Below are 13,721 nucleotides of genomic sequence, written 5' to 3' on the forward strand. Positions count from 1 at the left end.
TCCTGACCGAAGCCCCTGGTCTTAACGTCAGCTAGGAAGAGTCAGTCAAGCTTCGTAGCTTTTTCTCCCGATTCCACAGGTCTGCGGATCCGAGATCGACCGGGGTCTATCTCTCCCCGATCTCGAAGTTTGGCGATGTAGTCTCCGACGGTGCTCGTGTGTACCCCCACTCGTGCGGCGACCTGGGAACGAGTCCACCCTTGCTCGTAAAGCGTCTTCGTTAACGCCAGTCGTTCGGTAATCGTGTTTCTCTTTGAACTTGTGGGTAGCGCGCGAATCGCCGAAGTGGGACGTTCGGTCACCTCCGTGGGATCCTTACTCAAACCTCGTACTCCTAAAGCGTTGCGTTGCATTACAGCAGCTGCGGCACTGGTGTGCCGCTGTTCTGGGGTCAAGCCGTCGCGGTTCAGCGGCGGCTTCAGGGACGCGCGCAGAGACTTCTCGGTGCTTTCCACGAGTGAGGCCGAAATGACAACAAAGGACATGGATAAGTTATTGTTCATCCAGCTTGATAACTGCATCTCGTGTTCCCGGACTAGGCCAGGATGCGCTGAATTTCCCCGCCACTCGGCCTGCAAACCCATCAGCGACGCAAGCGCCCTCCGGAGAGTTGACTGGAGTGTAGGCAGTTTATGGTGCTTGGCGCGAGTGCGTAGAGACGTCGCCCGTCCGATATAGATCAGGTCACCCTGCCGAATGGGAGTCAGTGTAGGAGGCCAATTAAAACTCTTTGGAAGATCGCCTTGGAGAAACCACCTATACACGCCTGACAACCTTGGCGTGGCGACCCAGGCCTTTTCACAAGATTCGATGGCCGTCCATTGGTGACCTCCCGGTGATGCTTCCATTGTCAAATGTTAGCCAAAGCTGCGTAACCCCATGAAAAAGATTTTCCTCAAGGGCAGGTTCCGCGAGGTCATCAATGATCTGCCAGTTTTCAGGCCACTACGGAGTTAAGTGTATTTTGTGTCTAGTCAGCTGTATCACCCATAGTATGGGGGCATGGCACAGACGTCTGTTATAAATGGGGCATTCGAGGGCCGCGTCGTCGGCTTGATTTCGGGCGATTTTGTTGTTCCCGGCTATCAGCGTGGTTATCGCTGGGGCCGACCGGAAGTTCGGCGCCTGCTCGAGGACATTCAGACGAGCGAGGGTGCAACCTATTACCTCCAGCCCATCGTGGTCAAGCGATTGGGCGAGGACCGATGGGAGCTGGTTGACGGCCAGCAGCGACTCACGACCCTCTTCCTTATACTCCAATTCATTAGGCAGAATGCCCTGCCATCCGCCGAAGTGCCGTATAAGCTCCAATATGACACTCGCCCACGCAGTGCAGAATTTCTTCAAGCTCCAAGTGCCGATGGGGCGACGGAGAATATCGACTTCTTCCACATCTTCCAGGCCTGGGAGTGCATCGAGGAGTGGTTCGAGAGGCAGGGGCCCGGTAAGACACTCGCTGCAATCAACCTTTACAAAGCCCTCTCCGAACGGGTGAAGGTGATTTGGTACGAAGCGCCCGAATACGTAAGCTCGACAGATCTTTTCACCCGTCTCAACGTGGGCAAAATTCCACTTACGGATGCCGAATTGATCAAGGCGCTTGCGCTATCCCGTAGCCAGGATCTAGTGGACCAAACTGATCGGGCTCAAGCTATGGCCGCCGAGTGGGACGTCATCGAGCGTGATCTGCGCACCCCGGAGCTGTGGGCCTTCTTGACTGGAAACCCACGGCCTGAAGCGACCCACATCAGCCTCCTGCTTGACACTCTGGCAGGCAATCTGAAAGCACACGAACGCCCGCCGTTCCACACGTTCGAAACCTTGCGCCAACAGATCGTCGACAATGCAGACGAGTTCTGGAACAAAGTGGTGGATCTCCACTCACTTGTCCTCGGCTGGTTTGAAGATCGAAATTTGTTCCACAAAATCGGTTATCTCGTAGCCACCGGCAGCCGCTTCGAGGACATCGTCGATTTGGCGAAGGGCTCCAAGAAGTCAGAATTCGACGCTAAGTTGAATACCCAGATCCGAAATCGACTGCGGCTGTCTGTGGAGGTCCTCCGCGAGCTGTCCTATGAGTCTCCCAATGAACGGCAGCGGATGTCAGCTGCGTTGCTCCTTATGAACGTGGAAACCGTGCGAAAGCAAACAAACTCCACTGAGCGGTACTCCTTCCGTGCGCATGCAACCGGCCAGTGGTCCCTTGAACACATTCACGCGCAGAACGCAGAAGAGCTACGAACTGTCCAGCAGTGGCTTGAATGGTTGCGGCTGCACCGTGATGCTTTATCAAGCCTGCCAAACATACTGCAGGTTGACCGGCTCGCCCTCCAGGAGCGTATTGACGAAGCGATGTTAGACCTTACCGAAGAAAAGTTCCTGGAACTCGAACTCGAACTGGCCCCCTACTTTGTGCCGGACGGGGGTGGCACCACGGAAAGCGATGTTCATTCAATAGCGAATCTGGCACTTCTTGACAGCCGTGACAACAGTGCACTCAGCAACTCGTGGTTCGAGGTGAAGCGACTTGAAGTACTCAAGCGTGATCGCGGGGGATCCTATATCCCAGTTTGCACACGGAACGTGTTCCTGAAGTACTACACCGGAGAGCGTGCCCAGCAGGTGCATTACTGGAGCATGCAGGACCGCGAGGCATACTTCAAAGCCATCGAACGCGAACTCGGCCCGTACATGCTGGGCGATTCCGCCGCCAGCGTCTCAAGGCAGGAAGAGAACCAGTGAGTCGAATCGAATCATTCATCAGCGCATTTCGTACGGATGCTGCGGACGGAGACCAGGTAGAGAGAATCAAAATCCCGCTTATCCAACGCGACTATGCCCAAGGTCGTCGCGGAGTTAAAGTGGATGAGATTCGCGAAACATTCCTAGACGTACTACGCGAAGCCCTGGACGGGCCGAACCCGCAGCGTGTCAGCCTCGACTTCATCTACGGCGAGATCGATCACGGAACACTGCAACCGCTCGACGGACAGCAGCGCCTCACTACGCTTTTCCTTTTGCACTGGTATGTGGCAGCTCGTGCCGGGGTGCTGGATAACACGGCGCCGTGGACTCGCTTCTCTTATGCCACCCGGCAAAGCGCACGACGATTTTGCGAACGTCTGGTAACTGCGGTGCCGCCATCCGACGTCGAGAAACTGTCTGGATGGATCATCGACCAGTCCTGGTACCTCTTCGTTTGGCGCCACGATCCAACTATCCAATCGATGCTCGTGATGCTCGATGCGATCCACGAACAGTTTTTCGACGTAGATGCCGTCACCGCTTGGGAGCGGCTCGCCGACACAGCAGAACCGGCCGTGTCGTTCCACCTTCTCCCACTGCCCGACATGGGTTCGGCAGAGGACCTCTACATCAAAATGAACTCGCGTGGGAAGCCTCTCACCGACTTCGAAAACTTCAAGGCTCATTTTGAGAAAATCATCGAGACATCACCGCGCGCGTCAGAGTTCGCTCAAAAGGTGGACGTCGAATGGGTAGACGTCTTTTGGCACTTACGGGGCGACGACGATCTCGTCGACGACGAGTTTCTCCGCTACGTCGAGTTCGTCACCGAGGTATGCGAATGGAGCGACCCCATACTCCCGTCGATCCCCGGGCTGCCGCTCGTAAAAAGGACGGAACGCATATTCGGGGACACGAACCCCAGCAGTGCCGAGCACCTCGAATTCCTATTTTCCGCGTTCGACGCCTGGGTCGATCGTGACATCCCGGCGACCTTCAGCCAACTGTTCGGGAGAAATAGTGACCTGAACGAATCTGAGCGCAAAGTTCCTCTCTTTTTCCGGGGTACCGATGTTAATCTTTTTGGATCCTGCTGCAGATCCTACGGATTGAGAAGTGGCAGCAGCCGACTGTTCACCTTTGGCCAGACACTGATACTCCTGGCGGTACTGCTTCACATTACCCACGCCACTGAGGACTTTCCTCGTCGCATACGGGTGCTTCGCAACCTTATCGAAGGATCAACAGTGGAGATGCGTGCAGAGCGCATGCCTCGGCTGATCGCCGACACCAAAGTCCTTATTCTCACGGGCGAACTGCCGGAGCCGGGCAATGGCTTCAGCGTGCCTCAGATCGACGACGAGCGGGCCAAACAACTGTTTCGCGCCGCGAACCCGGCGACCGAGAAAGCGCTCGACGACTTGGAGGATCACCCACTCCTACGAGGATCGCTGAACGCGTTCGAGCTCGACGCCGCCAAATTCGAACAGCGAGCAGAAGCATTCCGGGAGGTAATCCGGTCCGATGATCTGTGGAGCGAAGCGGCGGGCGCTTTATTGACCTTGGGTAATTACGAGCGGGCACGCGGCCGCGACCCGCAGAACACACGGTCATTCCAATTCGCGACGCCCACCAAAGCGTACCGGGACGTATGGCGCCTACTTCTCACCGGGGCGACACGGAAGGGACTCGAGCCAACAAGCCAGGTGCTTGCTGATTTTCTCGACCGCATTACGGGCCGAGCGGAACCCCTCGCCGAGACCCTGCAAGACATGCAGCGCGAATGGTTAGCCGAGCGCGAGGTGACGATGGAATTGGACTGGCGTTACTACATGGTGAAATATCCGGACATGCGCTCAGGAGGGTCCGGAATCTACTTCGCCGAAGGTGGCAGACTCGGATACTCTCTCTGCAACCTTCGCGGTGGCATGACTCAAATGAACAGCCGCTACCGAGACCCCTACCTACTCACCATCTGGCGCCAACTTGGTGAACCACCAGAAGTCGAAAATCCATGGTTCATCGGCTACGAGTGGAACCCCCGTTTTTTGACGCTCATAACAAGCGGCACGGGGATCCAGTGCTTCGCCGACGGATTCCGGCTCTCGGCGCCAACGGAAGCAGATTCCGTTAGCGTTTTTGAAAGCGCACTCGCAGAGCTCGGTATTGGCGACGATGGCATTTTTGCCATCGAACAAACCGTGATTGGTAACCGCCAGGTTGACTCAGAGGATCGGATCGAGGTGGGGGCAGCACTTGTGCGGGCTCTCATCTCTAGAGGGCTCTGAGCAGTTGCAGTCACCCTAGATTTTGGTGCCGGCGCGCAAGCTGGCAAGCGCATCTCAAGTGAGCGCAGTACTTCGTTCTTGCTTGCTTCTAGAGACAACGCCATTACGTTTGGGTGTGTCCTGGCCGGTGCTTACGTGGTGGTCCCTCCCGCATCACGCGGGGCCTCAAAGGCCTCGTTCTCTTTCACCGGTCAGAATCAGCCATTGAATTCGAACACCAAGTAAGGATCGCATGCCTGATGATGGCCACCGTCGGGGAGCGAAAAATGATGTACGAACGCCTCCGTCTGGAGACGCGCGTGTGACGGCCCCTGTAAGTACTCTTGCTGACTTCGCATTAGGCTTGGTGAAAACATTTACATCGAGGGGTGGATGTGCCCGACTTTAAGTACGTGGACGTTGACAGGTTGCATTTCGACCCAGATAATCCTCGGTTCCCGAAGACCGTCGACGGCGAAAATATCGATTCCGTCTTGGATTTCATGCTGAACGATGCGAATCTAGTCGATCTTATGGGTTCAATTGCTGAGCAGGGATTTTTCCCTGGTGAGCCGCTTTTGGTCAGTCCACACGGCGAGGGGGGAGATGACTGGATCGTGGTTGAAGGGAATAGACGTCTTGCTGCGACCCTGCTCCTGCTTCGGCCGGAAGCTGCACCGACCCGAAGCGTGTCCGTTCGAACTGTTGCCGCTTCGGCCAAGGAGCGTCCAGACCAAATACCTTGCCTACAGTTTGAGACCAGGCAAGAGATTCTCGAGCATCTGGGCTACCGCCATGTTACCGGTATTAAAGAATGGGATCCCTTGGCCAAGGCCAGATATCTTAAACAACTCTACGATGGGTTGTCCGGCGATCCACAGAACCGGTATCAGCACCTAGCACGAAATATTGGTAGTCGTAAAGATTATGTTGGCCGCCTACTGACTGCTTTGGCAATCTACGGAGTAATTGAAGACAGTAACTTTTACAACGTCGACAAGTTAAACGAGGAGACTCTCAACTTTTCGCTCCTCTCCTCCGTGCTGGCATACGAGAGGATCGTGACGTTTCTCGGGCTCCCCACCGCCCAGAGTGCGGAACTACCCGGATTGGACAGGGGAGCGCTTCAGTGGCTGACCCGGTGGATTTTCGAGAGGGGTTCGAACGGCCGGACAATCCTCGGTGAGTCCAGAAACATCCGAGTTCTCGCAGATGTCGTATCTCATCCAGGGTCAAAAGAGGCGCTGAAGGCAGGGCAGCCGTTGGCCCTCGCGGCCAAGCTTAGTGGCGCGGCAACGGAGAGTTTTAACGTTGCCATAGCAGCTGCGCGCGAAAATGTCTCTCTTGCTCACAATTACATAGATGATTTGGATGAGGTCCTTGCGGCCGATACCGCCGCGGTCAATGAGTTATTCACCGACGTCAGGGCTCTGCGCCAGGCCTTGCAAAATCGTGCGGATGGGGAAGATTAAAAGTGCTTGGAGGTCTCCATCGTCTCCCGGGTTCCCCACAGATTCATCGCTGGACGGACTGGGCGGAGCTGTTATGCCTTACATCAGACTCCGGCGTGCTCTCGGCCTCGGAGCTTGCCGAAACCGCGAGGCGCCGTAACGACGTTCGGAACGACGAGTCTGGGGACGACGCCGAGGATTCGGATCGCAGCGAGGATGTCGACGGTGACTCGGACGCCGCGCTGAGTGATGCTCAACAGGCCCGTGCGGCGGATGTATTCCAATATCTGGAGGAGCGAGAACGAGTCTTCGGAACTTCGTATCCCTTTTACCTCGATGAGCGTCGCAGACTTCGCCTAGCTGAAGAAAGTCACAGTCGGAGCATTTACCTCTTCTTGCTACACTGCTCGGTCCTTCGTTATGTGCCGTCGCTGCTGACCAGGACACAGCTAACAGCACGTTTCGAGGCTCTCTCAATGCAGGTGCTCAAGGAGGTCATGCCTTTGAGCGCCCAAGTGCACCTTTTCGGCAAGAACGCCGAACTTTCCGACGATAGGTATGCAGGTAAGTTGTCTCATAAGTTGGACTTATTAGTAAAAGATCTTGGTGAGGAGGCTCGCTTCGACAAGGACGATTTTGGCCCTAAGGATTTCGGTGACAATGGACTGGATTTGGTTGCATGGGTACCTATGGGTGATGCGCTGAATGGCCGTCCGGTCGTATTTGGGCAATGCGCTTGCACCCCCCAGTGGGTCGTGAAGCAACATAGTTCCAGTGGGGCTGCTTTCAACATGGTCATGAGTCAGATCGTCGAACCGATCAACATGTGTTTTATTCCTTTCGACTTCCGCAGAGCCGACGGCACTTGGTACAAAAGACCCTCGATTCAGAGATCCGTTCCAGTTGACCGGCGTCGACTAATGACTCTCCTTGGGGTCTTGACAGATGGACATGCAAATGAGGATTTGGCAGCCAAATGGGCCGAGCGACTGGACTTTCCGAGCCTCAACGAGAGTCGCCGGATGGCCGCCGCGGAGCTTTTAGAAAATTGAAGTCGTAAGTAGCCTAGTAAACGTCAGTTGTTCGCGGCCGATCCGTGCTCGAGAGCCGGTTCTGGAACGAGGCTGGGATTCAATTTTGTCGAGTTCAACCCCGCCCTCGCCCTGGCGCTATGATCGCTCACGTCCCCGAGGTTCTGGTTGGGTACCAGCGAGTTTCCCGCCAGTTCTTCCTTGGAACGCTCCGAGACACGGCACGAATTCGTTACGGCCACGAATCCCGACCGTTGTCTAGGCCACCTTGGTATTCGCGTTTGCGGAGCGAAGCCGCCTCCCGGCAATGTCAGTGCTTGCTGGCAAAGTCGGAGAGACAGGCCTAAGTGCGAAGAGCAACAACAGAAATGAGATGATGGAGTACATGACTACCACCTCCAAACTTGCTGTGCTAGAAATCTGCGCTGGAGCCGGAGGTCAGTCAGTCGGCTTGGAGCAAGCTGGGTTCGGGCACTCTTTGGCCGTGGAAATTGACAACGACGCGGCGGCAACCCTGACGCTTAACCGCCCCGAATGGAAAATTCACCATGGCGACGTTCGTGAAGTCAGCGGTAGGGATTACAAGGGCGTAGATTTGCTCGCTGGGGGAGTGCCTTGCCCGCCGTTTAGCATCGCCGGCAAGCAGCTGGGCGCAGACGATGAGCGGGACCTCTTTCCGGAGGCGCTGCGCCTGGTCGAGGAAGCCAAGCCATCTGCCGTAATGCTGGAGAACGTCCGAGGACTGGCCTCGGCACGATTCTCCACCTACAGGCAGTCAATTCTTGATGCGCTCGGCAACCTCGGGTATCAAGCAGACTGGCAGCTGTTCTACTCCAGCGAGTTCGGTGTTCCTCAGTTGCGACCTAGGTTCATTCTTGTCGCAGTAAAGAAGCGATTTCACAAGAAGTTTGATTGGCCCGCTGCTCACGGGACGCCTCCAACGGTCGGCAAAGTGCTCCTTCCGCTGATGAAGAGCGGTGGCTGGGCCGGCGCTGAGGCTTGGGCGGCCAGGGCCAACGGAGTGGCTCCGACTGTCGTCGGTGGATCAAAGAAACACGGCGGCGCTGACCTTGGCCCGACGCGAGCTAAGGCGGCATGGCTCCAACTTGGCGTTGACGGCAAAGGCATTGCCAACGAAGTGCCAGGCCCTGCGACGCCGCTGGATCACGTACCTCGCTTGACCAATGAGATGGTTGCCCGCGTGCAAGGGTTTCCTTTGGACTGGCAGTTCTCGGGCAAGAAGACGTCGGTCTACCGTCAAATTGGCAATGCCTTCCCGCCGCCTGTCGCTGCGGCCATCGGCACCTCCATTGCCACGGCACTGGGCGTCAAAGCTCCAGTCAACAATCAATTCGAAGAGTCCGTAGAGCGCCACTTGCGCGCCGTCAGCTAGCTAAGGAGCGGCAGCGCTGATGAGCTTTTTGCTCTTCTCGATTTGTTTGATTGTGGCGGCAACAGGCCCGGATGGCCACGGCGTCCATCTGGTCACCTCGTAGTAGCTGCGGATTCGTCTATCTTCTTTGCGCTTGTGAGTCCTGTAATCCCAGTGCAGTTGGCGCAACTCGCGCATGCGCTTCTGCCAGTCATCCTGGTACTGAATCATGCAGGCGGCGAGACCAACAACTTCTGACGGGGCATACTCGCCAGCAGAATGGAAGGCCTTCAACGTCCCACCTATCCGCTTATGTGGCTCCGGCAGGGCTGCGTGACGGATCTTGTCGGCATGAGCATCAAAGGTGGCAAGAAAATCTCGCTTGCCGTGGTTGCAGTCGAGACAGAGCGCCTGCAGATTCTTGATATTGTTCGTACCACCCCAGGTGAGGGGCAGCTTGTGATCGACTTGTAGCTTTGCTCGTCTTCCGTCGGCGTCTTTCCGCATTATGCGCAGCGCTGATGGATCAGAACTTGGGCGCGTACCCGCCCCGAGATCGCGGTTCGTTGGGTTCGTGTTTCGGTCCGCGGACCAGGCAAGACGTAGACGTGTTTGTGGCCGGTGCGGACGGCCGCAATTTCGAAGTGTTCACGAAGACCTCGGACACGCCGACCGGTTTGGGCATGACTGGAGCCTGCTGTCGCCGCGGCATGAGCACGGATCTCCACCATGGTTGGGGGATCGTGGTGGCGCCTGTAGAGGTATGCGTATAGGACTCGGTGGTGTTTCCAAGTGATCAGCTCCGAGAGCTCCAGGCTGTCGGGCTTTGGCAATAACAGAAAATCGACGCTCATTGTGCGAGGACTTTTGGTGCTGGCCCTTTGGGCAACCCTTCGCCATCAATGCTCTGCCAGTATTGGCCTTCCAACGAGACCGAGTTCGCCACCGCAAAATCGACAGGGCCCACCCTGACACTGACAAACTCTCCGGGCTCAGGGACGGTGCAACCAAGTGACCGAGCAATAGCCGTTTGTGCCGAGTAGTCACCGCCGAGAATGATGTAGCCTTCGGATCGCAGCACGCTGCGTGCCCCACCGTTTTCGCGAACCCGTTTCATAAAATCGTCCTGCTGCGCGACGGTCGCGATGATATTGCGGGAAATTCTCCGGTTCGTGGCCACGCGGAAGAGCTCATTAACCCTAGCTTGACCGCTCCGTGGGGCAAAGATTCTGTCAACGTCCTTTTGAGGGAGCTGCAGCAAGATGTTCGGTTGCATGGGGTGGCCTTTGAAAAGCCAGCGGATACGAGACTTCCCGAGGGCATTCAGGCTGCCTTTCTGGTCCCGATTCATACCCACGTTGCGGTTTTCTGGAGTTGCACGAACGAGACCGATGCTCCACGTGGATATTTGATCGTTGGCGACGGATCCGAGGACCAAGTGATTTATGCTCTCCGGCGGAAGCATCCACGCTGCTGTGGCTGAGTACTTGGAGTCAACCTCGAACCCAGCGATTCGGTAATCGAGGACAACCCCGTCATCGAACTGAAATTCCCGCTGGAGATTGATCTCGATGAGAGTCCCATAGTGGGTCTTCTCTGTTTTGAATAATTGATCCCAGCGGTATCGTCCGGTTCGCTGGCCGTCATAGAGCTGATCAAAGGTTGCCCGGAAGACCTTGGCCATTCGGCTGCCATCAGGGTCCATAGCAAGGAGCGTCGCGGCGACTGCTTCGAGTTCAGGATCTTCAGGGTTGGACAGCTCGTCCAGCTCACAGGGCAACATGACCCTTACCCTATTGCACGGTCGCGCCGTCCCAGAATTGAGTTAACGACATCCTGAACAGCCTTATTAACCTGCCTGCCCCTATGCATGCATTTCGGACGCAAAATTGTCATGGGTGCCAGCTAGAGTTGCCACATGCAGGGGGACAAGGTCACTTTGAGGACCAACAGCAGCTATGACGAGTGGCAATCCAGATTGTCGGACGAATTCTTTCGGCCGAATCACTTGAAGTCACCAATCATAATGTTTCTCGATGATGAGGAACTGAGCCGATTGTCACCTGATGCCGCCGACGCCACGGAGTCACTTCGCTTAGCTGTGATGTCGGAGCTAAGGCAAACGGACAAGATAGGTGTCTTGGATTGGGTCCGTGGCAGGATAGAGTCCTGGACGACGGGCTTACAGGAGGATCCGCCCCCATGCCTGCCGTTGCTTGCTTTGACGGTAGTTGCTGGCTCGAGGATGCGGAATGACGGCGAGTTTTCTTCGACCGCGTACTACCCTCGGCTGGCGGACCTGATGTCATCCGAGCCAAACGATTTGCGAGTTAGCGGACTTCGAAAGCACTTTGATGAAGTGGCCACCATGTGGGAACAGCTGCATTCTTGGATCGCCGAACAGCAGGACAGGCTCGGACCCAGCACTATTAATACCCACCGGTTTTTCAGTCTGATCGGTTACCCACTCTCTCAGACTGTGTTGAAAACCTCCGACCGGGAGCGGCTCGCCGATTTCTTCGAACGCATCCACCTCGACAGGCGCTCCGCTCCGTCATCCGATGAGTTGCTGCGGCTTCTCCATTACTGGCTAGACCGCCCTCGGGGCCTGTCCAAAGCCTTCTTGCGTCTTGTGGAACAGGACTCGTCGAACCCTCTGCTGAGAGATCTGCTTCTGAAGCTCGGATCCGAAGAACGGTCCAGGATTTCCACGGCGCGAAGCCGGATTCGCCTCTCGCTCCGTCTCTGTATCGATTTGGAGGAATGGTCTGTTGGGTGGGCAATCCCCTTGCACAATGACCTGGAAGCCGATGAATTCAGGCCTGACGATGGTCCAGTTTTCTCAATTGCTCGTCCAGCATACGGTTCCAGGTATGAGGTGCGTGAGGGAGCTATAGCGCAGGGCCCGGGTCTCATAGACAGACCCTTCCGGGCCGTCGGGAACCGGGCGGTCCTAACAAAAGACGTCCAAGATGTCTGGATTTTACGCATCGACCCTGTGTCGGGCAAATGGGAATCGGTGGATTCGATGGAGCCCGGGCTCGATCACCTGTTCATGGTCCGTGCTTCCGAGTCGGCGGCAATTACCCAATTGCTGGCTCAGAGCGCTGAGCCCGGCTACCGCAGGCTCCGGAATCAGCTGGTCCCGGGCTGGGTTCTATTCGCCGACGTGCTCGTATCAGACAATATAGAACCGACAGCCTCGTCGGACGATGGCCTGACGCACATATTCAAGACCGACATCGGCCCGTCACCCAGACTCGTCAACGGACTTCCCCTTAAGACGGATGTCGGTGGCCGTCACTATCTGCAGGGCGGAGAGCCAGATCTCTTGATCCCTCCGGGCGACTCAGAAAGGTACGTACGCGTAGAACTGGACGGTGTGCCGCAGGAACCCCCGTTGAAAGCGAACGGTGCGCCGCTGCCCCTTCGTTATCTCGGCCCCATGACCGAAGGGAAACATACGGTGCAAATCGACGGCCTGACGCTGAATTTCTTCGTCCAGAAGAGCGGCACGGATGCCCTTCTGGAAAGGGGCCCGGACGGAGGGACGCCCGATCCGATGGATCCGATGTTTGAAGACTCAGGACTGACCTATGCGGTTTGTCGGCGCGGCAAAGAGGCTGCCATGTGGTTCGTAACATCGTCGGGTTGCGCGCGCCAGCACCGCGAACCACCGCTTCCAAATGGCCTCCCCGGATCCCTCAATTGGAAGGTTTCGGTCCCGGACGATGCTACCTGGGTTGTGGCGGAGCGAAACGGACACTTCGCCCATCCGCAGCACATCCGTGACGACCGCGAAGAATTCCATCCCTTGGACCAGATTTCCGAAACGTTCTGGCGGCGCATCACTCCGGTCACCATTTCCACCTCCGATCACCGATGGCGGGAATACCTGGCACAGTTCATAGGGATGGGTGTCCATGGACGGTGACCTTTTCCTGAACTGGCTGAGCGCACGACGGTCCGGGGCACTACCGGATGCGACCAGGACCGCAGCTGCGCTCGTGTCCGGGGTTTCGGATCCACGGGCAGCCCGCCGTTACCTCCGTCGCTTGGAGGATCTTGGCCACATCGACCTGTCATGGACCGCGAATACTTGGCAAATCCGCCCTCGGACGGTGACCCATCTTCCCGGCTCGTCCGCATTCGCGCTCATTCTTGGAGAACGACCTGTCGGGTTTGAACAGCACGTAGATTCCGAGTTCGCTCTCCGTGTCATACGGCCTCCGGCAGCGGACAATGACCGCTTCAGTGATCCTGCCGCCCTTCTCCTTGAATATGACACCGAAGCCGAGCTCCGCGACATGGCGGAGGCAATTGAGGCGACCTTCGTTTCCTGTGCCGCCGTTTCGGTCGCTCGCGGCCTCACGCCCCTCCAACCAGGCGCGATTTCCAGCGGCCCCAACAGACTGGGCTCACCCATCCAGATGTTCACCACTTCGGCAGGCTTCACTGACATTGACTTTCCACGGCGGGATGGTTTGTACAGGCAGCTTGCGAACGGACCCTTCAACCACTGGATCTTTGAAGCCGGTTCTTGGGCTGTTACCAGCCAGGACGAGGGTATTTGCCTGATCAACGGCATGCGCCGGCGCGATCTCCTCGAGTTCCACCCGGAGGACAACGACGGTGAACCCGTCGGCACCCTGCTCGTGGATGCCGGACTGCCTTTGCCTGCTCATCACCGGAGAGCTCTCACGCTGTGCAGCGGTCTGAGGGCGCTCACCGAACGAACGGGGGCATGGACCTACCGCAACGTTCCACTCTCCGTGGCCCACCTAGTGGCAAAGTCTTTGCACCAACAACTTCGGACAACCTGATGATCCAATTCACAATAGAGGGAGCGGCAGAG

The 13,721-nt window shown here is 56.9% G+C and carries 10 protein-coding genes; 7 read left to right on the plus strand and 3 right to left on the minus strand.

The features are described from left to right. Nucleotides 1-41: 41 nt before the first annotated feature. A complete protein-coding gene (locus M1D93_RS05590) occupies nucleotides 42-848 on the minus strand; it encodes a GIY-YIG nuclease family protein (RefSeq protein WP_461174163.1) in 807 nt (268 codons plus the stop codon). Between the two features lie 154 nt (nucleotides 849-1,002). On the opposite strand from M1D93_RS05590, the gene M1D93_RS05595 reads away from it, so the two are divergent. The 5 genes from M1D93_RS05595 (at nucleotide 1,003) to M1D93_RS05615 (ending at nucleotide 8,887) form a co-directional block, all read left to right on the plus strand. Continuing rightward, nucleotides 1,003-2,742 (plus strand): DUF262 domain-containing protein, encoded by a 1,740-nt coding sequence (locus M1D93_RS05595; protein ID WP_461174164.1) that lies wholly within the window; start codon nucleotides 1,003-1,005, stop codon nucleotides 2,740-2,742. Beyond that, nucleotides 2,739-5,033: a DUF262 domain-containing protein gene (locus M1D93_RS05600; protein WP_461174165.1), complete on the plus strand. Its 2,295-nt coding sequence runs from the start codon at nucleotides 2,739-2,741 to the stop codon at nucleotides 5,031-5,033. The genes M1D93_RS05595 and M1D93_RS05600 overlap by 4 nt, the downstream gene beginning before the upstream one ends. Nucleotides 5,034-5,407: 374 nt before the next feature. Beyond that, nucleotides 5,408-6,484, plus strand: coding sequence for a hypothetical protein (locus M1D93_RS05605; protein ID WP_461174166.1), 1,077 nt, complete (start codon nucleotides 5,408-5,410; stop codon nucleotides 6,482-6,484). A 95-nt stretch (nucleotides 6,485-6,579) separates the two neighbouring features. Next, nucleotides 6,580-7,515 carry a hypothetical protein gene (locus tag M1D93_RS05610; protein ID WP_461174167.1) on the plus strand — a complete coding sequence of 312 codons (936 nt, stop codon included), beginning with the start codon at nucleotides 6,580-6,582 and terminating at the stop codon, nucleotides 7,513-7,515. Between the two features lie 364 nt (nucleotides 7,516-7,879). Then, nucleotides 7,880-8,887: a DNA cytosine methyltransferase gene (locus tag M1D93_RS05615; protein ID WP_461174168.1), complete on the plus strand. Its 1,008-nt coding sequence runs from the start codon at nucleotides 7,880-7,882 to the stop codon at nucleotides 8,885-8,887. On the opposite strand, the gene M1D93_RS05620 is transcribed toward M1D93_RS05615, so the two are convergent. Both M1D93_RS05620 and M1D93_RS05625 read right to left on the minus strand, forming a co-directional pair. Next, entirely contained in the window at nucleotides 8,888-9,373 is a 486-nt protein-coding gene (locus M1D93_RS05620) for an HNH endonuclease (protein ID WP_461174169.1), read from the minus strand. A gap of 343 nt (nucleotides 9,374-9,716) precedes the next feature. Further along, complete coding sequence (locus M1D93_RS05625; protein ID WP_461174170.1) at nucleotides 9,717-10,649, minus strand: NaeI family type II restriction endonuclease; 933 nt, start codon at nucleotides 10,647-10,649, stop codon at nucleotides 9,717-9,719. A gap of 135 nt (nucleotides 10,650-10,784) precedes the next feature. Between M1D93_RS05625 and M1D93_RS05630 the strand changes: the two genes are divergently transcribed. Together M1D93_RS05630 and M1D93_RS05635 are read left to right on the plus strand one after the other, a co-directional pair. Next, the gene (locus M1D93_RS05630) at nucleotides 10,785-12,800 is read left to right on the plus strand and encodes a hypothetical protein (RefSeq protein ID WP_461174171.1); all 2,016 of its coding nucleotides are present in this window, start codon (nucleotides 10,785-10,787) and stop codon (nucleotides 12,798-12,800) included. Beyond that, nucleotides 12,790-13,689 (plus strand): hypothetical protein, encoded by a 900-nt coding sequence (locus M1D93_RS05635; protein WP_461174172.1) that lies wholly within the window; start codon nucleotides 12,790-12,792, stop codon nucleotides 13,687-13,689. The genes M1D93_RS05630 and M1D93_RS05635 overlap by 11 nt, the downstream gene beginning before the upstream one ends. Nucleotides 13,690-13,721 lie beyond the last annotated feature (32 nt).

The organism is Arthrobacter sp. Z1-9 (assembly GCF_054792695.1).

Excerpts from the sequence above, each read along its gene's own strand:
- M1D93_RS05590 (WP_461174163.1), bottom strand. The coding sequence starts at position 848 with ATGGAAGCATCACCGGGAGGTCACCAATGGACGGCCATCGAATCTTGT.
- M1D93_RS05595 (WP_461174164.1), top strand. The coding sequence starts at position 1,003 with ATGGCACAGACGTCTGTTATAAATGGGGCATTCGAGGGCCGCGTCGTC.
- M1D93_RS05615 (WP_461174168.1), top strand. The coding sequence starts at position 7,880 with ATGACTACCACCTCCAAACTTGCTGTGCTAGAAATCTGCGCTGGAGCC.
- M1D93_RS05620 (WP_461174169.1), bottom strand. The coding sequence starts at position 9,373 with ATGCGGAAAGACGCCGACGGAAGACGAGCAAAGCTACAAGTCGATCAC.
- M1D93_RS05625 (WP_461174170.1), bottom strand. The coding sequence starts at position 10,649 with ATGTTGCCCTGTGAGCTGGACGAGCTGTCCAACCCTGAAGATCCTGAA.
- M1D93_RS05630 (WP_461174171.1), top strand. The coding sequence starts at position 10,785 with ATGCAGGGGGACAAGGTCACTTTGAGGACCAACAGCAGCTATGACGAG.
- M1D93_RS05635 (WP_461174172.1), top strand. The coding sequence starts at position 12,790 with ATGGACGGTGACCTTTTCCTGAACTGGCTGAGCGCACGACGGTCCGGG.